The organism is Gemmiger formicilis (assembly GCF_018784445.1).
Classification (GTDB): domain Bacteria; phylum Bacillota; class Clostridia; order Oscillospirales; family Ruminococcaceae; genus Gemmiger.
This window is the reverse complement of sequence record NZ_WQOH01000004.1, coordinates 500,644-521,792: the sequence shown is the minus strand read 5'-3', so window position 1 is coordinate 521,792 and position 21,149 is coordinate 500,644. Positions and strand designations below refer to the sequence as shown.

Sequence of the window (21,149 nt, the reverse complement as noted above, 5' to 3'; positions counted from 1 at the left end):
GAGTTAAGCGGTCATTACATTGTCCGTCCACATCTCACACTGGCTCATGACAGTCTGGACAGCATCATCCATACCCTCTGGCGGATATTTGTGTTTTTTCAGCAACCTTTTGACCAGGCGGCGCATTCCAGCTCTTGCGCTCTCTTTCTTTTGCCAGTCTATTGTCTGGTTTTTGCGAAGCAAATCTGTCAGTTCTTTCGTGATAGCAATAAGCTCGTCATGCTCGTAAAAGTCCTTGATTGCTTGCGGCTTTGTGAGGGCATCATAGAAAGCAAGCTCGTCCGCTGTCAATCCGAGTTTTTCACCCTCGGCGGCAGCAGCGGCAATGTCTTTCGCCAGCTTGAGTAATTCTTGAATGACTTCCTCGTTGGTCAACATTCCGTTCAAATAGCGGTTCATTGCGCTCTGAATGATTTCGGAGAACTTCTCGGATTTGACAATGTTTGTACGACGATAAACAGATACTTGTTCAGCAATCAGCTTTTTCAGAAGTTCGACTGCCAGATTCTTCTCCTTCATGTTTGCCACTTCTTCAAGGAACTTCGGATCGAACAACGAAAACTCAGTCTGGACATCGGAGAAGAGGTTGATAACGCCTTCGCTCTTGATGCTGTGCTTCAATAGCTCGTTAATGCGCTCATTTACTTCCGGAAGCGTAAACTTCTTTCCGGTACCGCCTGAAACCAAGCGCACGGTCATTGTTCTTACGGACTCGAAGAAAGCCGCCTCCATGCGAGTTTGCTCGTCTACCAAGCTGCTGCACAGCGAAAGTGCCTGCTTGAGAAGTAGCGCTTCTTTGATAAACACATTCTGTGTCTTCTCATTGTCGGGAAGATCGTACTCTGCAACACTCTTGCCGAGTATGAAGTTCACGCCGCCGCTGATAAGCTTTGCACGGTCGAGGTCGCTTCCGGTCATGAATTTCTCATAACTGAATCCGTGGAACAAATCTCTGCAAATAGAGAGCTTTTCAAGGAACTTCGGATATGCAGCCTTGCTTACATCTGTATCACCATAGTTCTTCTTGTCTCTGGCAGTATAGTCGTTCATTGCCTGTTTCAGTGCAGCCGCAATACCGACGTAATCAACAACCAAACCGCCTTCTTTATCTTTGAAGACACGATTGACGCGGGCGATAGCTTGCATCAGGTTGTGTCCAGCCATTGGCTTATAGACATACATCGTAGCGAGGGAGGGAACATCAAAGCCGGTCAGCCACATATCCACGACGATAGCGATTTTCAGCGGAGAGTTATTGTCTTTGAATTTCCGCGCCATATCGTCCTTATGAGCTTTGTTGCCGATAATCTCACGCCATTCTTCGGGATCGTTATTGCCTTGCGTCATGACCACTGCAATCTTTTCCGTCCACGCTGGGCGTAGCTCAAGAATGCGCTTATAAATCTTCATTGCTATGGGACGCGAATAAGCAACGATCATCGCCTTGCCGGTTAGGATATTCTCACGGTAATTCTCGTAATGATCAAGAATGTCATTTACCAAGGAATTGATCGTCTGGTCGGCACCGAGGATTGCTTCCATCTGACCAAGTTCCTTTTTGCTCTTTTCAATGACATACGGATCGGCGTTGTCAGCCATAATGTCATACTCATTATCGATCAGATGGAGGGTGTTCTCGTCGAGTTTCAGGTGAATCACACGGCTCTCGTAGTAGACGGGTCTGGTCGCGCCATCTTCAACTGCCTGAGTCATATCATAGATGTCGATGTAATCACCGAAGACCTCTCGTGTACTGCGGTCTTTTGTGGAGATCGGTGTTCCGGTGAATCCAATGTAGGTCGCATTAGGAAGCGTGTCTCTTATAATGCGGGCAGTGCCGATAACGGTTTTCGCCTCGACTTCGCCGTTGTCCTTCTGCTTGACCACAACCTTCTCATTGAGACCATATTGCCCGCGATGCGCTTCATCAGCCATCACGATAATGTTCCGGCGTTCCGAAAGAGCTTCGTTGCTTTCTTCAAACTTCTGCATGGTCGTGAAGATTATGCCGTTTGCCTGTCTGTTTGCAAGCAGTTCTTTCAGATTCTTGCGGCTCTCAGCGTGCTGCGGCGTTTGCCGGAGGAAGTCCTTGCAGCGGGCGAATTGTCCGTAAAGCTGGTCGTCCAGATCGTTACGGTCGGTAATGACAACGATAGTGGGGCTTTCTAACGCTTCTTGCAGATAATGAGCATAGAAGACCATAGACAACGATTTTCCGCTGCCCTGTGTATGCCAGAAGACGCCACCCTTACCGTCCGTCACTGTTGCGTGTTTTGTAGACTCAATCGCCTTTTTGACTGCAAAATACTGATGATACCCGGCGAGTATCTTGAAAGTATTCTGTCCATCCACATTAAAGCAGATGAAGTTTTTCACGATGTCAAGGAAGCGGGTCTTCTCAAACAGTCCTACAAAGAATGTGTCAAATGATGCGTGTTGCGTATTCTCATAGCTGCCGTCTGTTGTTTTCCACTCCATAAAGCGGTCTTCGCCGGACGTGATTGTACCAGCCTTTGAAGTGGTCAAGTCGCTCATGACACATACCGCATTATAAATGAACATAGAGGGGATCTCATACATATAGTTCCGGAGCTGGCGGTATGCTGCGGAAGCATCGGTTTCTTCGCGGGACGGAGACTTCAACTCCACAATGACGAGTGGGAGACCATTGACAAAGAGAATCACATCTGGTCTTTTTTCGGAGTTCTCAATGAAAGTCCATTGATTCGCAACTGTGAACTCGTTACTGGCAGGATTTTTGAAGTCTACAAGGTAAACAAGGGTAGAGCGTTCTTCACCCTTGTCATAGTATTTTACCGGGACTCCGTTTTGGAGGTAGTCCATAAAGACCATGTTCTTCTGCAAAAGCGTTCCGGTTTCAAAGTTCTTGAGCTTATAGATTGCCTCCGTCAGAGCATCCATTGGCAAGTTTTTGTTGATTCGCTGCAAAGAGGGCAGCAGGACATCCTCATAAAGCGGAGAGTGGTAATCGCGCTCCACGTCCGGTCCATAGACATAGGTATATCCAAGATCCTCATTGAGAAGCTGCAAGACGGCATTCTCATAATTTGATTCGGTAAAATAGCCCGACATTTGTACTCAACTCCCTCTATATAATATCCGCATAGATGCGGTTTTCAGCTTTTGTGAAGATTACCTCAGCAGGAAATAAATCTTCCCCTGTATTTGCCATTGAAACCAGCGTCATTGCCCATTCGTTCAACTGTACAGGCAGCCTATAACATAGATTTTCAGGCGATGCCTCAACAGTGACTAATGGGATGCCGCCCTTTGCAATACCGACAGAAAGAACTACAAAGGCGTTTTTTCCTTTGGTGAGTTCCAGAATGGGTTGTCTGTCTACATCGTGATAAACTTTTGCGCCGCGTCGATTCCTAAAAAAATCCTTTTCTTGATCTTTCACCGGCTCAACAGGCAGCTTGTTTTTCATCTGCTCAAAATGGGTTTCAAGTCTTTGGCAGATGCAGCTATTACAATACTCCGGTTGCATATCAAAGTCTTGTTCGCTGTCTTTAGATGAATTGAAATGATTCATGAAATCCAGCAGTCCCAAAAAGCTAACAAGGTCATCTGAATAATTACCGGCATAGACCTTATACCAATCATTGTTGATCTCGAACACGATATGATAAAGCTGCTTGTATAGCTGTAACTGCCCATCGGTTAGTCTGAACCATTCTTTGCTAAGAAGAGTCTTCGCAATGCGGGGACTGTCCTGCGTCGGTGTCAAGGAATGGTATAGCGATTTCATCAGTTTGCCGATAATTCCTACCAGCATATCAGCCATTCTAATTCCAAAGTGGTCTATCGAGTCTGCCTCTTCGCAATTCTTCAAACTGGCTTCTTTCGCGGCAATGAGAGTTTTGCTTTCGTCTCCTGCTTCACCTTCCTTGTCAAGCAAGACTGAATAATCAAGAATGCCCTTGCTGCTCAGGAAATTTCCAAACCCGACAAACTGCGAATGGTAGTCCCAAGTGAGGGACTGCGGAACATCGACGTTATTCAGGACATAAAGGACGGCTTCAAATGCCGTGCTTTCCTGCGCCTTCAATTCGCGGTTTTCTTTGTTACGCCTAATCCGGTTCGTCAAGAATGTCATTAACGCAGCTACAAACTCCGCTGGACTTTTATACAGGCTTTCAATTACCTCTGTGGGTCGGTATGTAACTATCGCTTTGACTATTGAGTAGCGTGCAGCGTCCATATCAAAGAAGACGCTATTGCGATAGCCTTTGAAAATCTGGGTGATAACGTATTCGATTTTGCTTGCACAGAACAGATAGATATAGCTGTTCTCATCAAAGATGGAGAAGAAATCTCCAAGCAGCTTTACATTTGCTTCGTTGAGAGAGGCAAATCCATGAACTAACTGCTTCGGCTTTATCGTTCCGCTTTTCAGCTCTCCTTTTTTCTTCCTATCAGCGTATTTTTCTTCAAAAGCATGATAACGCTGTTCAAAAGCTGTTTCGTGATCGCTGCGCCACCCGATAATAGCTGCCAGAAAACCATCATAATATGTCTCACCAGTAACGGTTGAGAGATTGATGACCCTGCTATGCTCAGACTCATCGTAGTAAAAGCAGTATTTCATCTCATCCCTCCTAACGTAAACGATAATTTAGCGGCTTAGAACTGAACGTCGGAGACGTCGATCTCGCCGGTCATCAGCTTTGGTAGTAGTTCATCCCTAAGTGCAGCCAGCTTACGAGACTCAATCCGGTTCGAGATTATCAGCTCAAAAATAGGCTGCATGATAGAGTTGAAGCTTGTATAGTCTTCTTCGCAAGGAATTAAGACCTCTGCTTTGGCAAGTTCCTCACGTTTGATGTGCCCCATTGTTGTTGCCTTATCAGCAGCGATTGCAATAAAACGGGCAAGGTGGTGAGCCGTCCACAGGTAGTAAAACCACTTGTCATAGACGTCTGATGTAACCTTGAAAAGGTGCTGATTCAATCCGCAAGTTCCCCCGCACCATATATCAACAAGTAGACTTCCGGACCAAGAGAAGATGACATCGCCATTGTGAATGATGTATTCAGGCTTGATACTCAAGGAGCAGAGTTCACTGCTATCATCACATGAACCTTGGCGGAGTTCCTTAATCTTCAATACTGGAAGACCTATTTCATGCCCTTGAGGACGGAACTTCTGCATGGCAAGTCCATTCAAGTAATTGGCGATGTCTAAGAGATTGCCTTTTCTCCATCCAGCAGGGATGGCATCAATATTGATAAAATGGTTGTCAAAGATAGCTTTGGCTTGAGCGTATAAATTATCGTTTATCCTTTCGTTGTTTTCAATTTTGGTATCAAGGCTATCCAGCACAGCAGCAATTCGTTTTTGATAGCTGACATCTAAGGGAATGCGTACCTTAACAGCCCTCATCGTTTTTCCTGATACTTCCTTAAAGGTGGTTCCGCTTCCCATCGCTTCGATAGCGTCCTTGTTGTACTTCAAAAGGTAGTAAACAAATAGCGGATCAGCTTTTTCATTTACGACAATACTCTTGAATCCCTGATTGGTACAAACACTTTGAGAAGCGATTGCGACGTAACCAATGGGAGCGCGTGATGTGAAGAGAACAGCATCTTTCGGCATCATTTGTGCAGAACATGACGCAAGTCCCTTTTCGGTTATATTTCTTTCCCCGCTGGTTATGTATCTTCCTTTGAAAGAAGATAGGTCTTTGGGCGTTATCCACGGAATACTGCCTCCGTAGTAGTCTTCACATTTTGTAGATGGGGTTGCCCCACCAACTATTTCTCCTAATTTATCAAGAGTACACTCAATCCATTCTGTCATGCGGTACACCATCCTATCCGATGTATTTTCTATGTGCCAGCTTCACATTCTGTTGTTTCACCATTGCATAGTGCATGGTGGTGTCGATTTTCTGATGCCCTAAGAGCTGCTGGACTTGCTCTATGGGCATTCCTTTGTCTATGGCAGTTGTAGCCAGTGTACGCCTGAACTTGTGAGGGTGAACCTTCGGGATATTCAGACGCTTTCCCAGCTCCCGAAGGCGTGTCTCCACTCCGCCAATCATCAATCGGTCAAAGGGAGCTTTCAGGGAAACAAACAAAGCTGGGTTTTCATCTGTTCGCCCCTCAAGATAGTTTTGAAGGTGGATCTTCGTCCTTGCATCGAAGTAGACCAATCGTTCTTTATTGCCCTTGCCGATAACCACGCATTCGCGTTCGTTGAAGTTGATGTCTTCGCGGTTTAGCGTGACCAGTTCTCCAACACGCATTCCGGACGAAGCCAGAAGATCAAGCATAGCCAAATCACGCGCCGTTGTACAGTTGTCGCGCATCAGCTCCAACGCTTCATCGGTGTAGGTGTCCTTAACAACCTTTGCGGTTTTCACCTTATGAATCCGTCGCACCGGACTTTTCACGATGAAGTCCTCATCCTCAAGCCAAGAGAAGAAACTGGACAGGATCCGGCGGATGTTGTCTATGGTCACTTTACTCGACCTTCGCTGAACCTGATAGTTGGTTAGATAGCGGCGCAAATCATCTGTGGTGACCTGTTGCACAGCCTTTCCGACTCCGGCAATCAGAGATTCAATCGTCTTCCGGTAGTAGCTCAGGGTTTTCTCTGAGCAGCCTTCGATCCGTTTTGCCGTGATAAATGCTTCGACTGCATCTGTTTCTTCTGCTGGAATTGAGCCACTATCATAGGTGATCGTTGCCCCTTCCAATGTCTCAGCCATTGCATCCCGAAGGTGCATGAGCTGTTCGTTATTGAGATATGGCAGCATTTTTCGCTGTATCTCCGTGATGAGTTGTTCTGTCATTGTCGTGTCTCCTTTCGAGGTAAGAGAACGACATTCAGTGGCAGTCCCTTTTGTAAAACTCTCGCCACTGGTGAGAGTTATTCAGACGGTAAACGATAATTTAGAGCAGCAAGCAATGGCATTATATCGACAAATGTTTGTTGAAAACAACAATGATGCCCGCCGAGAGTGCCGCGCTGATGAATGCTTTGATATTTCAATCGGTAAGACTCCACCGCGCAAGGAAGCACAGTGGTTTTCCATGAATCCTACTGATTGCATTTGGGTGTCAATTTCTGATATGGGAAGATGCGGTATGTACATCGCAGACAGTTCGGAATACTTGACTCATGAATCCGTGGATAAATTCAATATCAAAGTTGTTCCTGATAACACTGTGCTTCTCAGTTTCAAGCTGACAGTGGGTCGTGTTGCAATTACCGATGGCGCAATGGTGACCAATGAAGCTATTGCACACTTCAAAACAGACAAGCCAGAAATCAACGAGTATCTGTACTGCTACTTGAAGGATTTCAACTATCAAACGATGGGTAGTACCTCATCCATTGCCACGGCAGTTAATTCAAAAATCATAAAAGCTATGCCGTTTGTTGTTCCAACAGACGCAGAATTAGTGTCATTTCACTCTGCGACTGCTCCAATGTTTGAGATGATCAAAACACGCCAGCGAGAGAACACGCGATTGGCTGAACTCCGCGATTCACTCCTGCCCAAGCTCATGTCCGGCGAGATTGATGTCTCTGCCGTCCAGCTCTAAGCCGCTAAATTATCGTTTACCTTTTCGTTTGCAATAATCTTTGCATCAATAGAGGAAAGAATTGCAGCTATCACTTTCTGCTCTTGAATCTCTGGACACCGGATAATACATTTCATCAATTCTGGCTGGCGCAAGCCAATTACGGTCGTACCAGTGGCACGTCCATCCAATTCACTTTGAAATTCAGGGGTTGTCATGTAGTAATAGATAAAACGTGCATCGTATTCAGGCTTAATTCTGACACAGAATAGACGTTGACTAAGAACAATCTTCTCGTCGCTATCCCAGAAGAAAATCTGTCCAAATGGAGCCTCTGATGTAATGAGAATATCGCCGCGCTGAACTTCATCCTTCATCCACTTTCGATACAACGATTCGTCAATATATCTGATAGTTTCAGCCTGAACGATGCGTCCGGTTTTGATGTTTTTCGCGGATAAAGCTCTATATCCTTGTTTGCACCAATCACCGCCAAGTTTTTTGGGCGTCTTGCCTCGATAATCAATAACAAGCTCTGTGATTTCACCAAGCGCGAAGTGGTTCCACTCAGATGTCATATCCAATCGCCCCCAATCGTTCTTTGATCTGAGCTTCAAGCTCATGAGACTTAGTGAAAAGCTCAGACAGTTCAGAAGTCAGACGCCCCATTTTCTCTTCAAACGGCTCACCGTCATCTTCCTGTTCCTCAATACCAACATAGCGTCCCGGAGTGAGAATGTAATCCTGCTTTGCAATGTCCTGTGTAGTGACAACAGCACAGAAGCCCTTTTCATCTTCGAGTGTTCCGTCAACGAAGGCATTGTAAGTGTCGGCAATTTTCTTAATGTCTTCATCCGTCAGTTCTCGCAGCTTTCGTGTGACCATAGTACCGAGCTTCCGTGCGTCGATGAACAGCGTTTTGCCTTTTTGCTTCTTGTTCTTTGCAAGGAACCAGAGCGATACCGGGATCTGCGTCGTGTAGAATAGCTGCGTCGGCATTGCAACGATACAGTCCACAAGGTCAGCATTGATAATGTTCTTGCGGATTTCACCTTCACCGCCGGACTGCGAAGAAAGCGAACCATTTGCAAGCACCATACCGATACGTCCATTCGGAGCGAGATGCCAGATCATGTGCTGCAACCACGCGAAGTTTGCATTTCCAGCAGGAGGCGTACCATACTGCCAACGGACATCATCAACGAGCTTATCTGCACCCCAGCCGGAGAGATTGAAGGGAGGATTCGCCATAATGAAGTCTGCCTTGAGTTGAGGGTGGCAATCGTTAAAGAACGTGTCTGCATTAAACTTGCCGAGGTCGGCTTCAATACCGCGAATGGCAAGATTCATCTGCGCCATCTTCCATGTGGTCGGGTTGGAGTCTTGACCAAAGACGGAAATCTTGTTGATGTTGCCGCCATGATTTTCGATGAACTTTGCGGACTGAACGAACATACCGCCAGAGCCGCAGCACGGGTCATAAACACGTCCATTAAACGGCTGCAACACCTCAACAAGGGTACGCACAACACAAGAGGGAGTATAGAACTCACCAGCAAGTTTGCCTTCCTGTTCGGCAAACTTTGAGAGACAATATTCGTATGTGCGACCGAGAATGTCCTTGCTGTTTCCATGCTCGATCATCTGAATATTGGTGAAGAGATCAACCACTTCACCAAGACGCCGCTTGTCCAGCTCTGGACGGGCGAAGTTCTTAGGAAGAATATCTTTGAGACGCTTGTTTTCTTTCTCAATACTGCGCATTGCATCATCAATCACCGTGCCAATTTCCGGCGTGTGAGCGGCAGCAGCAATCGCGCTCCATCGTGCATTCTCAGGGACAAAGAAGATGTTTTCGGCAGTGTATTCGTCCTGGTCTTCTTCAAATCCATCGCCTTCTTCAACCAGCTCCTTGTACTTTGCCTCAAAGCGATCTGAAATGTATTTCAGGAAAATCAGTCCGAGAACGACCGACTTATATTCGGATGCGTCGATGTTTCCGCGCAGGACGCAAGCCGCGTCCCAGATTTGTTTTTCGAAGCCGATATTGCTTGTATTATTCTCAGCCATTTCAGCAACCTCCAAAGTTATAGTTTCACACTTACTATTCTACAAAAAGAGCTGTACGAAAAACCGGACTCAGTTTTTGTCCGTTCGCACAGCCTCACATATATCTCCGATGTCACAGTTCAAGTAATCACAAACGCGCAGCAAAATAGAGAGGGACACTTCTTCCCCCTTATTCAGTTTTGTCCATGTTCCGGCAGACAGCCCTACTTCATGTCGTAGAGAAGCCTTCTTTATGTCGCGTTCCAGAAGAAGCATCCATAGTTTCTTATAGCTTATGCGCACGGCAACCATCCTTTCGCTTGCTTGCATTCAACATCGCTTATAATATTATACTGGATTTCATTCTCAAAAGCAATCCGTTGATGCAGAAATTAAAGAAAAAGTTTCAATTTCTCGAACCTTCTCTCAAGGATGCAGGGCATCTCCGGTCAACAGGAGATGCCCTGCTTTTGAAAGGACTATTCGCGCTGTGTGCTGCGCAGATGATCACGGTCATGGTCAGCAGAAGGAGCGAGAAACGTATCAACATTAGACTTGATCGTCTCTATTTGCTTTACTTCTTTTTTGAGCTTCGCACGTTCATCATAGAGCCGCTGTTGCTCATCAAGAAGTCGCTGCTGTTGCGCTTGCAGTGTCTTCAAGCTCGGCAGTTTTTCATCGCCCTGCATGGCAAGTAATGTGCTTCTCGCTGCCTCAAAGATCACAAGCTCGGCTGCGTGCTTTGCTTTGAAACCCGGCTTATCTTTTGCCTTCTGGAATGCGTCATATACGGGCTTGAGGCGCTGGTAGTTGGAGATGTTTTTGATAAGCGGCTGGACTTCCCGCAGACGTGCTTCAACGCCTTTCAGTTCCTTGCCGGTGCGGTCATAGGAGCTGTGAACATCCTCGACCTTCTTCTCAAGATCGGCGTATTGGAGCAAGTTGTTTTCCGTGAGATAGTTGAGCGTCCGTGCCGCTTCCTTGAGGATCGTGAGCTTGGCTTTATACTCATAGCCCTTGCTGTCGATAAGTCTGATCCGCTCCTGAATATCTCCGATGAGAGAGATGCCCTTCGGCACGGTCTGCCTCCGGTTTCTGCGCGGCGTCCGTCCGGCAATCCGCTCCTTGATGCGTTCCTCGGTGTAGTTCTCTCCGATGGTTTTAGACCGGGTAAACCGCTCCTGTCCTTCAGCGCGAAAGGAGATATATTTGCCGGTCTTGATTTCATAACCAGCTTCCTGCATGAGCCGCAGAAAATCATCGTAATCCTTCGCTGTAATGACAAGCCGGTCGATGGTCTGCTTGAGTTTCTGCTTCCAGCTCGTGCCGCGTTTGGCTTCGGTGTACTCCTTGTAGCCCATGCCTTTGTTCTGAGAGGGAGGGATAACAGAGAGACCGTTTTCCTTACAGAGCCGGTCGCTGACCTCGCGCATATCATAGTAAATCCGCTTGTAGCTCTTGTATGCGTGGTAGTCCACAAAGTCAACCGCATTGAAAATCAGATGGTTATGAACATGGTCTTTGTCAATGTGAGTGGTCAGCACATACTCATATTTTCCTCCGAGGATTTCGTCTGCAAACTGCTTGCCGATCTCGTGGGCAAGCTCCGGTGTGACCTCTCCAATTTCAAAGGACTGGATCACATGACGGGCTATGATCCTGACCGGATTCATCCCTTTTTGCTCGGCTATTTTCCGCGTCCACTCAAATTCCCGCGCTGCGGTCTCGCTGGCACAGCCGTAGGACGAGACCAGCAGCTTCTCATCGGTCTTTTCGGGATTCAGAATGTACGCGATTGCCTTGCTCAAAGTTCCTCGGATTGCTTTGATTTTAGTAACTGCCATACCGCGTCCATCTTTTCTTTCAGCTCGTCAATATCGTCCTGATAGAATCGTCCCGTCGAGTTGATCCTGCGGCAGACGGTATTGATGTTCACGCCGATCTTGTTGATTTCGGCGGCGAGCTTTTTCTGCTCTGTGTAGTCCACAACGATGATGTAGCCGTCGATCAGCATCTTCCTTGCATACGCACCGAAGTTCTCCGTGCCGATCATCTCCATCTTCTTTGCAATCGTCCGTTCTTCCTGTGGTGTCAGCCAAATCTTCTTCTGAATGTCTCGTGTTCTTCGTACCATGCTGCGCCCTCCGTCGTAAAGATTAGAAGGGTTTGGGACTATCCCAACAAGCAAAAATCTGATGTTAAGGGCAGGGTCTCCTTAACTGATTTTTCTCCGGTGGGTACTCACCGGATTTGCTTGCTAATCTCCCAAAATCGTATTCCCCGAAGATTCCTCCGTGAAATGTCCCTTCACTTTACAACGGACACAAAAAGGGAGTTTGTTGAGTACCGGATTTCAAAAAAGTCAAAAAATCATTGGATTTCCCATGTGAAAGCCACTGTGTCTGTCACATCAATATCAACCGGCTCAATCTCAGGTGCGGCGCACTTGCTCATCGCCATGAGAGGCTGAATGCAGTCTTCAACATCGTAGCTTGTTCTGGAAAAAACATTGAGTTCGCCCCAGTTGTAGTCGATGTTGAGCAACTGCCCAAGCGTACTGCCTGATGCTTTGCAAAGAATCTCCGCCTTTGCCCTGGCGTTCTCCGTCGCATTGATCAGCAGCTCTTCGCTGACTCTTGCCGGGTTTTTCACGGTGAACGCAATGCTGAGTTCTGGTTGCGCCCCACAATCCGCAATCGCAGAAATGACCTTTGCAAGCTGCTTGCTGTCAAAGTCAAAGGCAAGTTTCAAGCGATAGCTGCAAGCATATCCGGCAAACTCTCGCTTGTAATTTCCTTGCCGATCCTTGACATTCTCGTACCTTGTCTGGACATCAAAGCTCGTGGTTTTCAGGTCTTCCTTGCGATACCCAACGCGGACTGCGGCACCTTGCAGTCTTTCGATTCTCTCGGCAGCTTCCGACATTGCGCGGTCATAGGTTTCAGATAAGACTTCAATGTTCAGGGATAGGATGATGTAATCCGGTCTTGCGGAGACATTGCCTGTCCCTTTTACGGTGATTATTCTCATTACTTTCTCCCGTCCTTTCTGGAATTGTAGTCCTCATCAATACGTTTTTTCCAATTCGTACCCAGCGGTACGCTGCATCGGACAGCGGAAACCGCTTCGCTCAGAACTTCATAGTTGAGTTGCGTTCCCTCGCGGTCAGAGTGGTAATTGACCGCTCGATCTGCTCCAATTCCAAAATGCTTTGCCGTCTCAACTGCATCAATGTTTGCACCGAGGAAAAGAAACTCCCAGCCGTACTTTTCCTTCTGTCGCTCAATCATCTTCTTGACCTTCTCGCTGTCATAACGGCGGCTTGCATTCTCCATGCCATCCGTTGTGATGACGAACAGTGTGTGTTCAGGGACATCCTCTTTTCTTGCGTACTTATGGACATTCCCAATGTGATGAATCGCTCCGCCGATAGCATCCAGAAGCGCGGTGCAGCCGCGAACGGAATAGTCTCTGTCGGTCATCGGATCCACCTTCTGAACCGGCACACGGTCATGGATAACCTCGCTCACGTTGTCAAAGAGAACGGTAGAGATCATTGCCTCGCCATTCTCTTTTTTCTGCTTTTCAATCATGGAGTTGAATCCTCCGATGGTGTCTGTTTCCAGTCCGCTCATAGAGCCGCTGCGATCAAGGATGAATACGATCTCCGTCAAGTTCTTTCTCATGTTTTGTACCTCCGTATATAAAAATATGACTGCTTGGTGTCTCACCTTACAGTCATATTGTACTTCGGTATTCACTTCATTTGGTCGCATGGCAAGCGACATTATTCTAAGGACAAGAACAGCTCTCCGTCAATGCTTAGGATGTCATCCATCGGAATCTTCGTGCCGTCCTGCATGGTAATCAGGCGCTCAAAGTCATCAACCTTTATGACTGCGCCGGTTGCAGTTACATACTCACCGCCAGCTTTGCGCTCATCAGGTTTGAAGTAGGTTATTTCAACCTCCGGCTCTTCATCAAGGGCATCCATGAGAAGCTGATACCTCATGTTCAAAGCGGTCAAGGCTCCCTCATCAAGCTCAATCCTTTCGTCGGTCAGACGTCCGGTTTCCTTGATTGCAGAATCATAGCCGGTGAGGGCGGCAAAGGGCGCAAACTGCGCTGCACGATCTGACATCGGCATTTGTGATCGCGTTTTGGAGACGTGGTGAGGAAGCCCCATGATCTCGTTGTATTTTCTGTTCACGCCTTATGCCCTCCAATCTGCGCATTGCGGTCTTTCGCGGTTGCACCTTCTTCAAGATTCATTGCCTTGAGGATGGCGTTCTTTCCATACTTCTTTTTGATTGCAAGCGTGGCGGCTTGTATTTTCCGCTCACGCTCCAAGACGGCATTCTCAGCTTTCTGTTTTTTCTCTTCGGCGGCATAGTCGGTAAAGAGATCGAGCTGGACAGCACCGTCATTTTTCTTCGGCGCGTCCGCTTCCGGCAGGACATGATTTGCTACAACATACATACGGCGGACAAGCAGATTCTTGTCCACGATCCGGTCGAAGAGTTCTGACACAGCGCACATTATTTTGCGGGTAGATGATGTGTGACCGTCGAGGTTGATAGAGCCGTGCGCCTGTTTGGGAATCTCCCGCCCGTAGGGGTCTTTCTCCACTGCACCGTGATACTTTGCCCGTCGTGCCGGATCGGTAAGGTTCTCAATGTCATAGCCGACGGTGAGAACCATCTGGTCGGTGACAAGTCCCTTGTCCACCAAGTCCAGCACAAGCAAGTCCGTCATTTCCCGGACAACCAGCTTCGCCTTCTGCGGCTCGTAGGGACAGTGCAATACCTGACCGGAGCTGATGCTGTTGGAGCTGGGACGGTATGCCTTGATTGTCTCAATGGTCGTAGGCTCCCAGCCCCACGCATGGTCGATGAGCAATTCCGCGTTCTTGCCGAACAGCTTATAAAGCAAGTCCTCATTCCGCTCCGAGCAAAGGGCAACATCGCCCATTGTGAACATCCCATTCTGCTCAAGTTTCTTCGCAATACCTCGACCCACGCGCCAGAAATCCGTGAGAGGCTGGTGCGCCCAAAGCTCACGCCGGAACTTCATTTCATCCAGTTCGGCTATTCGGACGCCGTTCTTGTCGGCTGGGATGTGCTTCGCTACAATGTCCATTGCCACTTTGCAGAGAAAGAGGTTCGTCCCGATCCCAGCGGTTGCCGTGATGCCGGTTGTCTCAAGCACGTCGAGGATAATCTTCATGGCGAGATCATGTGCCGAGAGCTTGTAGGTATTCAGGTAGTCCGTCACGTCCATGAACACCTCGTCGATGGAGTAGACCACGATGTCCTCCGGGGCAATATATTTGAGATAAACCTGATAGATGCGGGTGCTATACTCCATGTAGTACGCCATCCGAGGCGGCGCGATGATGAAGTCAATCGCCAGATACGGGTTTGCTTGCAGCTCAGAGTAGAAGTGTGATGTGCCGTCCAATCTGTGTCCCGGCGCGTCGTGCTGCCGTCCGGCATTCGCTTCCTTCACGCGCTGTTTGACTTCAAATAGCCGCCCGCGTCCGGAGATACCGTAGCTCTTGAGGGAGGGCGTGACGGCAAGGCAGATGGTCTTATCGGTACGGCTTTCATCCGCAACAACAAGGTTAGTGTCCAGAGGATCTAAGCCGCGCTCCCGGCACTCCACGGAGGCGTAGAAGGATTTCAGGTCGATTGCGATGTAAGTGTGTTGTTTCACCTTCTTTGCCTCCGCTTTCTTCTTAGATCAGCCCTAATGACATTTCATTGGAGCTTTTAATGTTGAATACGATACGCCATTCAATATCACCCTCCACCGGCTCAAAGTGTAGAGAGGAACAAACTGCATGAAGTTTTTCTTTTGAGCTGTCTCCACACACGATTGCGATTGGACCGTCCGCTCCGCCGATAATGCCGATACAAGCAATATCGTTTCGTGCCTCTGGTGCATAGCGGTCAGAGCATGGCGCAATTTCCAAAGGCTTGTCCCCCTCAGCGCAATCACAGATCGTAACATCGCTGTCAGGTTCAGGAGAAAGTGTATAGCTCATAGCAGTAAAATGCGTAGGATAAAACCAGCGGTCAGAACCGTAACGCTTTTCGGAAATTGTCTGCTGCTCTAATTCCTGTACAGTCAATGTGTATTTTTTTCCACTGACCGGATGGAGGAAAGAAAACGAATCACCGGGAGCGTGTGCCTTGAAATGTGGTCCCGGGACACGACACGACTGCTGCTCCATTGTAAGGGAGAGGGCTTTTATTTCAGGACGGCGTTTGCTTGTCCACGGAAAAGCTGCCCGAAAAATCATCCATCCATAGGATGTATCCAAATCATAGTGTTCCAATGCCCACTTTGCTTCCGCTTCATTGATCACCCCGTCTGGCAAACATGGATTAAAGACCACGGAACAGCCGTGGGAGGTCAGCATTGTTTTCCCGTTCAATTCCAAACGAGGAATAAAGTTAAGGCAAAGTGGATTGTCTAAATCTATCTGCATTTGCTGCTCCTGCGTGAAGTATTCGCAGGAGTCGTTTTCGGGGTGTAAATCCCATTTAGTTATGAACTTGCGAATGTCTTCTTCCGGGGTACGCATACAAAAGTCCATGACGAGTCCCTTGCTGCAAGAATACGCCGCAGGAATAACCCAATGATGCCTCGCCCAGTCAAATTGCTTATTCAACCGGATTTCCGTTCCGGCATGGTCTTTTCCCGAATGTCCCCAGAAGTTTCCATCAAAGTAGACCTTCCACTCAGGCATGGTCGGTTCTGCTTCTGGGTTCATATCAACATCATAATAGTCCTCGGTGTACTTGATCTTACTATAATCAAAAGATGCTTGCAGCTTTTTGATGTATACCCACGGCTGTTCCATAGGCGTCAATTTCATTTTCTCAGCAAGCTCTGATAGCGTTCTTTGCTGATCCTGCGTTGGAGGGTTGTCCTGCAAAAAGGCTTCAAACTGGGCTTTATCCCACATCCACGCCTGTTCCAGCGCTGCCGAATCACTGCAAGCAAGGAGCAACCTCAGAAAGTCTTCAAAATCGTTTGCCAGCGGATGAACAAAATCCGGAGCCGAGTTCATGGGACTGACGGAAAATACCATACCGCCAAAGTCTCGAACAAAGCAGAAGTGGATGCCGTCCACACCCGCCCAGCCAAAAATAGATGCACCTTTTGGCGTGCAAAAGTATGGGTTGTTATCTTCACGACGCTCCACCCCTACGGGCGAAAGGTCAATACCACTTCGCAAAAATTTCTGAAACACTTTATCCATAGACCTTATGCTCCTATTAAACTTTGGTCGAAGGCAAACAGAGCCTCGTTGATCTCAAAGACATTATAGTTCCCATGCTCCACGAAATACTCCACGATGATGTCAAACTTGTTGGAGTGGGAGAGCGCAAAGCCAGCCTTCATGAGCATATCCTTCATTTCAACAAGCGGCAGCTCAAGGGCAATGGCAAACGCAATGACCGTGGGCTTGGAAGGCTTATAAGACTTGTCCGAGCGGATCTTCGAGAAGAGCTTCCGGTCAATATTCGCCTTCTTATAGCACTGCGCGTCCGTCATGCCGCGCTCATCAATCTTTCGCAGAAGCATCTCGGAAAAACTCTCGTCGATCTGTCCCAGCGCGTCATCAAGGGTTGCCGCCTTTTTGGGGGCAGCCGCCGCAGAGACGGGAGGCATGAGCTGTTCGATTGCCTCTTCACAAACGGATGCCTCGCAAGGCATGGGTTCTTCCATCCGGAAGGCGTTCATCCTGCGCAGACGCTCGGAACGATTATCAGTATGCTCATCCACATAGCGGTCATCTATGTACGCTGCAATATCGGCAAACAGCTTGCCGCTGATCTGATAGGCTTTGCGGTCAAAAATGACGATGTACACCGTCATTTCATTTTCGAGAAGGAAACTGCTAATGGTGTCAATCGCCACTTTGAGAGCCTGATCCTTCGGATAGCCGAAAATGCCGGAGGAAATCAGAGGGAACGCAGCCGATTCGCAGCCGTATTCCTTCGCCAGCATGAGCGATGTCCGATAACAGGATGTCAGTAGTTCGCGCTCACCATGCCGTCCGTCATACCAGCGCGGACCGACAGCATGAATGATATATTTGCAGGGCAGCTTGTAGCCCTTCGTGATTTTTGCGCTCCCGGTTTTGCAGCCGTGGAGCGTTTCACATTCCGTCAGCAGCTCCGGTCCTGCAGCACGATGAATGCAGCCGTCCACACCGCCGCCACCCAGCAGCGACTCGTTGGCAGCGTTGACGATGGCGTCCACCTTCATTTTCGTGATGTCATTTCTGACGATTTGAAGCGGCATGATTCTATCCTCCGTCCTATCAAAGCGGCATCGGTGTCCGGGCGATCAGAATGACCGCCAGAATCGCGCCCACAAATGCCGCTGCCCCTACGACCGCCAACACCTTTTTGTCGAGCTTCTTCTTCGCTGCCTTGCCAATCAGCGCAGCGCAAGCCATGCAGACAGCCGCAGCAACAAGCGCAATGCCCAGCGTTTCCCATAGCCAAGAAAGTTCATGTAGGATTTTCATGCGATCATCATCTCCTGTTCGTTAAACTGGAATTTATAGTCCTCTCAAAACCAATTTGCTTTTTCTTCTCGAAATACGGGAATATCACTATCTCGATATGGATTGTAATTATGAAGATTGCAACCAAACTCTTTTAATGATTTTATTTTGTTATCCTGTGTCCATACAATTAAAGATATTCCGTCAAATTCTTCAACATTTCCATTATTCATTTTGTTTTTAAAATACCACTCCACGATTGTTTGATTGCCTTGATGAAAAAATTGCTTAATCTCCCAGACAAGAACACTTCCGCGTGTATTCCATTCGTCAAACCAGTGCTTTACCGTTTTGCGGTTTTCATATTTAGGACTCCAACTCTCAGTATATACAACATCATCTGTAAAAATATTGTCAATTCCTAAATCTGCTTTCTTAATCCACATATCAAACCATAATCGGATAATTTTTTCTCTCTCGTTCATAAAGCACCTCCACAACTTCCGATTTGTCTGCCCCTTAAAGTCCAAGTCCTTCAACCCACGCCGCAAGCTCCTGATGCCCGACGTTGCCCTTGAAAACTTTGCCGTCCATCAGCTTTGCGCCTTTGCAGCTCGGCGCAAGGCGTTCGTTCGTCTTGCCAATGCCGCTTCCTCCGGAGGTTGCAAACGGGATGATCGTTTTGCCGCTCAGGTCATAACTCTCAAGGAACGTATTGATAATCGTCGGCGCAACGTACCACCAGATTGGGAAGCCCACAAAGATTGTATCGTAGTCCTTCATGTTGTCCCGCTTCACGGCAATTTCCGGTCGTGAAGCGGGATCGTTCATTTCAATCGTGCTGCGGGCGTTCTTTTCCATCCAGTTCAGATCAGCTTCCGTGTAAGGCACCTTCGGCTCAATCTCAAAGATGTCCGCGCCGATTGCCTCAGCCAGCGTCTCGGCTACCTTTGCAGTCACGCCGGACGCAGAAAAATATGCTACAAGTTTATTACTCATTGTGTTCTTCCTCATCAATCTTTTCATTTCCTTCATTCAGCATGAAGTATAGCAGAGCTTCCAGCAATGTTGCCATATAATGAAGCGACCAGTTTTCTTCCGGCTCTTTTGTCATCTTATCAAGCACGGCTCGAAAAGCCGTGGTACGGTCAATCCTTGTTTCCTCATCAATGCGGTCAAGTATGCCCTTCATTTTCAGGGCGAGTTCTTTTTCCTCGTCAGAAAGCTCCGGTATGCCAAGTAACTCAGATAGTTTCTTGTCCTGCATAATAGCATCGTATTCGATGTATGACTTGTGTTCGGCTGACATCAATTCTTCAAAGTAGTTGATAAAAATATGAACGCGAATGCCACCTTCTTCGTCCGGGGAGAAGCAGACGGTTTGCGATTTTTCTGCAATTTCTTTCAAAAATGCAAGGTCTTCTGAGTCATCGAACTCCGCAAACGGAAGAAACATATTGATTTCCGCGTGCCAACGATGATAGTCCACGATTCCCTTGATATACCCGCGGTGTTGCTTGACAAACGCATCACAGCGTTCCAGAAGATACTCGTAGTTCTTCTTGTCCTCCGGTACAATGATCTTTGGTATCTTGTCCATTGCTTCGGAGTACGCTTTCAGCATACCACAATTAACTGCGCGGTCAAACACCTCATCGCACCATTTATCGTATTCGGCAGACTCGGTTTCCCGGTAATCCTTCTCAAAGATAATATCGTCCATTGCGTTACCCCTTTATGATTTTCTCAAGCTGCATTTTGGTCGCGTTAGGCAGACGTGATTGCAGATGTTTTAGGATACGTTCTTTAGATTCCTGCGGGTCTCAATGATATTACTCATTGCTCATACCTCTTCTTCCTCGATAATTCCGTAGTCAATCAGGACGTTCTCTTCGGCGTACTTCGGGTAGACAATACCCATCATCTCATACCGGTAACGCCTCACCCTGCGAAACGACTTAACCGGTTCCGGTACATAGGCGGCAGTCTCGCAGTGCGCATACTCCGGCATTTCCGCAAGATCATCCCGAACGGCACGGATAAGCGCATCTGCCACATCATCAATGCTTTTGCCGGTCTCCACGGCAACCAGTTCGTGCTTCCGGACCGCCTTGTCCAGATCACCGGGGGAGCGAAACAGCTTATATTTCATATCATTGCCCGTCCTTTCTCTCTATCGTTCTGTCTATTCTTCCTGAAATCTGTTCTTTAGGGACGCAATCATCGCTTGTGCGGCAATGCTTAGATACAAAACTCCAATTTCATAGATAAAGTCGCGGTCGATCACGATAAAGTATTCTCTAACGTGTGTAAAAACCAGTTCCAGCAAGTCCTTGTACAGTGGATCATCAAAGGGCTTGAACCGCGTAAACTTGCTTTTGGCAGCGTCCCATGTCATAGACGCCTCGCCCTCAGCACTGGTCATCGCCTCGCAGAGAATCATGCTGACGCCCATTTTCCCGTTGCCGGTCAGGAGTTCTCCTTCGTAATAGCTGAGAAGGTCTTTCTTGCGTCGGAGCGGAACTACGTCGCAGTTGTCATCCAGCTCAAATGCAATCAGCTCCGCCGCGAGTTCCCGCCAGACCGCATATCCGGCGTTAATGGTTCCGTCCTCTTCGCGGCTGATGGTATCGTCCATGCAATATCGTTCATAGAAGTTGTCTCCGCCAAGCTCGTTGCGGGTGCAGAAGATATGCGCCAGCTCATGCAGAAGAATGTGCTTCAACTCTGCCGGATGACGCGCTATGTCTGTCCGCAGCAGGATCCCGTCCACGCCATCTTCTTTGCCAACGAAAGCGGAAGCGTGAAAGTCAAAATAGCCGTCCTCTTTATATTGATCTGTCAGGCGATCCGGGAAATACTGCTTGCAGAACTGCTCAAAGACTTCCTGCTGGTTTTCCGTCTGAAAGCAGCGCAGCACAAGATTGTCCACTCCGAACTCCGTTCCCAAGCGTTCGTTAAAGATGGAAGCGGCATAGAAAAGGGCTTCTTTATAGTCGTTGTTGTTCATCTAATTG

The 21,149-nt window shown here is 47.9% G+C and carries 22 protein-coding genes; 1 reads left to right on the top strand and 21 read right to left on the bottom strand.

Annotation, left to right across the window (positions count from 1 at the left end; genetic code table 11):
• Positions 1-3 precede the first annotated feature (3 nt).
• Genes GPK89_RS02635 through xerA form a run of 4 tightly spaced genes read right to left on the bottom strand, consistent with a single transcriptional unit; the run spans position 4 to position 6,820 of the window.
• On the bottom strand, positions 4-3,093 hold the full coding sequence (locus GPK89_RS02635; RefSeq protein WP_008816161.1) for a type I restriction endonuclease subunit R: 3,090 nt from the start codon (positions 3,091-3,093) through the stop codon (positions 4-6).
• A 16-nt stretch (positions 3,094-3,109) separates the two neighbouring features.
• Positions 3,110-4,612, bottom strand: coding sequence for a hypothetical protein (locus GPK89_RS02630; RefSeq protein ID WP_215691444.1), 1,503 nt, complete (start codon positions 4,610-4,612; stop codon positions 3,110-3,112).
• 35 nt (positions 4,613-4,647) lie between these two features.
• Positions 4,648-5,823, bottom strand: coding sequence for a restriction endonuclease subunit S (locus GPK89_RS02625; RefSeq protein WP_215691443.1), 1,176 nt, complete (start codon positions 5,821-5,823; stop codon positions 4,648-4,650).
• 13 nt (positions 5,824-5,836) lie between these two features.
• Positions 5,837-6,820 (bottom strand): site-specific tyrosine recombinase/integron integrase, encoded by a 984-nt coding sequence (gene xerA / locus GPK89_RS02620; RefSeq protein WP_215691442.1) that lies wholly within the window; start codon positions 6,818-6,820, stop codon positions 5,837-5,839.
• A 37-nt stretch (positions 6,821-6,857) separates the two neighbouring features.
• On the opposite strand from xerA, the gene GPK89_RS16210 reads away from it, so the two are divergent.
• The gene (locus GPK89_RS16210; RefSeq protein WP_346344818.1) at positions 6,858-7,577 is read left to right on the top strand and encodes a restriction endonuclease subunit S; all 720 of its coding nucleotides are present in this window, start codon (positions 6,858-6,860) and stop codon (positions 7,575-7,577) included.
• Here GPK89_RS16210 and GPK89_RS02610 read toward each other — a convergent pair.
• The 17 genes from GPK89_RS02610 to GPK89_RS02530 form a co-directional block, all read right to left on the bottom strand.
• Entirely contained in the window at positions 7,574-8,134 is a 561-nt protein-coding gene (locus GPK89_RS02610) for a restriction endonuclease subunit S (RefSeq protein WP_215691440.1), read from the bottom strand. The two genes, GPK89_RS16210 and GPK89_RS02610, sit on opposite strands and share 4 nt — an antisense overlap.
• Positions 8,124-9,626, bottom strand: a complete 1,503-nt coding sequence (locus tag GPK89_RS02605; RefSeq protein WP_215691439.1) for a type I restriction-modification system subunit M — start codon at positions 9,624-9,626, stop codon at positions 8,124-8,126. Before GPK89_RS02605 ends, GPK89_RS02610 begins: the two co-directional genes overlap by 11 nt.
• A gap of 69 nt (positions 9,627-9,695) precedes the next feature.
• On the bottom strand, positions 9,696-9,935 hold the full coding sequence (locus GPK89_RS02600) for a helix-turn-helix domain-containing protein (RefSeq protein ID WP_035394654.1): 240 nt from the start codon (positions 9,933-9,935) through the stop codon (positions 9,696-9,698).
• 149 nt (positions 9,936-10,084) lie between these two features.
• Entirely contained in the window at positions 10,085-11,449 is a 1,365-nt protein-coding gene (locus GPK89_RS02595; RefSeq protein WP_215691438.1) for a relaxase/mobilization nuclease domain-containing protein, read from the bottom strand.
• The gene (locus GPK89_RS02590) at positions 11,410-11,739 is read right to left on the bottom strand and encodes a plasmid mobilization protein (protein WP_005934759.1); all 330 of its coding nucleotides are present in this window, start codon (positions 11,737-11,739) and stop codon (positions 11,410-11,412) included. The genes GPK89_RS02595 and GPK89_RS02590 overlap by 40 nt, the downstream gene beginning before the upstream one ends.
• Before the next feature lie 236 nt (positions 11,740-11,975).
• On the bottom strand, positions 11,976-12,635 hold the full coding sequence (locus tag GPK89_RS02585; protein ID WP_076917488.1) for an SIMPL domain-containing protein: 660 nt from the start codon (positions 12,633-12,635) through the stop codon (positions 11,976-11,978).
• Positions 12,635-13,291 (bottom strand): vWA domain-containing protein, encoded by a 657-nt coding sequence (locus tag GPK89_RS02580; protein ID WP_395590494.1) that lies wholly within the window; start codon positions 13,289-13,291, stop codon positions 12,635-12,637. The genes GPK89_RS02585 and GPK89_RS02580 overlap by 1 nt, the downstream gene beginning before the upstream one ends.
• A 101-nt stretch (positions 13,292-13,392) precedes the next feature.
• On the bottom strand, positions 13,393-13,815 hold the full coding sequence (locus tag GPK89_RS02575; protein ID WP_113999254.1) for a hypothetical protein: 423 nt from the start codon (positions 13,813-13,815) through the stop codon (positions 13,393-13,395).
• Positions 13,812-15,320, bottom strand: coding sequence for a DNA methylase (locus tag GPK89_RS02570; RefSeq protein ID WP_215691436.1), 1,509 nt, complete (start codon positions 15,318-15,320; stop codon positions 13,812-13,814). The genes GPK89_RS02575 and GPK89_RS02570 overlap by 4 nt, the downstream gene beginning before the upstream one ends.
• Before the next feature lie 22 nt (positions 15,321-15,342).
• The gene (locus GPK89_RS02565; protein ID WP_148336295.1) at positions 15,343-16,875 is read right to left on the bottom strand and encodes a sodium ion-translocating decarboxylase subunit beta; all 1,533 of its coding nucleotides are present in this window, start codon (positions 16,873-16,875) and stop codon (positions 15,343-15,345) included.
• 5 nt (positions 16,876-16,880) lie between these two features.
• The gene (locus GPK89_RS02560; protein WP_076917484.1) at positions 16,881-17,924 is read right to left on the bottom strand and encodes an O-acetyl-ADP-ribose deacetylase; all 1,044 of its coding nucleotides are present in this window, start codon (positions 17,922-17,924) and stop codon (positions 16,881-16,883) included.
• Between the two features lie 19 nt (positions 17,925-17,943).
• Positions 17,944-18,153, bottom strand: a complete 210-nt coding sequence (locus GPK89_RS02555) for a hypothetical protein (RefSeq protein WP_006573505.1) — start codon at positions 18,151-18,153, stop codon at positions 17,944-17,946.
• 44 nt (positions 18,154-18,197) lie between these two features.
• Positions 18,198-18,617 carry a nuclear transport factor 2 family protein gene (locus tag GPK89_RS02550; protein WP_006573504.1) on the bottom strand — a complete coding sequence of 140 codons (420 nt, stop codon included), beginning with the start codon at positions 18,615-18,617 and terminating at the stop codon, positions 18,198-18,200.
• A gap of 34 nt (positions 18,618-18,651) precedes the next feature.
• Positions 18,652-19,131, bottom strand: coding sequence for a flavodoxin (locus GPK89_RS02545; RefSeq protein ID WP_006573503.1), 480 nt, complete (start codon positions 19,129-19,131; stop codon positions 18,652-18,654).
• On the bottom strand, positions 19,124-19,855 hold the full coding sequence (locus GPK89_RS02540) for a hypothetical protein (protein ID WP_006573502.1): 732 nt from the start codon (positions 19,853-19,855) through the stop codon (positions 19,124-19,126). Before GPK89_RS02540 ends, GPK89_RS02545 begins: the two co-directional genes overlap by 8 nt.
• Positions 19,856-19,975: 120 nt before the next feature.
• Positions 19,976-20,284 (bottom strand): hypothetical protein, encoded by a 309-nt coding sequence (locus GPK89_RS02535; protein ID WP_006573501.1) that lies wholly within the window; start codon positions 20,282-20,284, stop codon positions 19,976-19,978.
• Between the two features lie 33 nt (positions 20,285-20,317).
• The gene (locus GPK89_RS02530; RefSeq protein WP_033119694.1) at positions 20,318-21,142 is read right to left on the bottom strand and encodes a hypothetical protein; all 825 of its coding nucleotides are present in this window, start codon (positions 21,140-21,142) and stop codon (positions 20,318-20,320) included.
• Positions 21,143-21,149 lie beyond the last annotated feature (7 nt).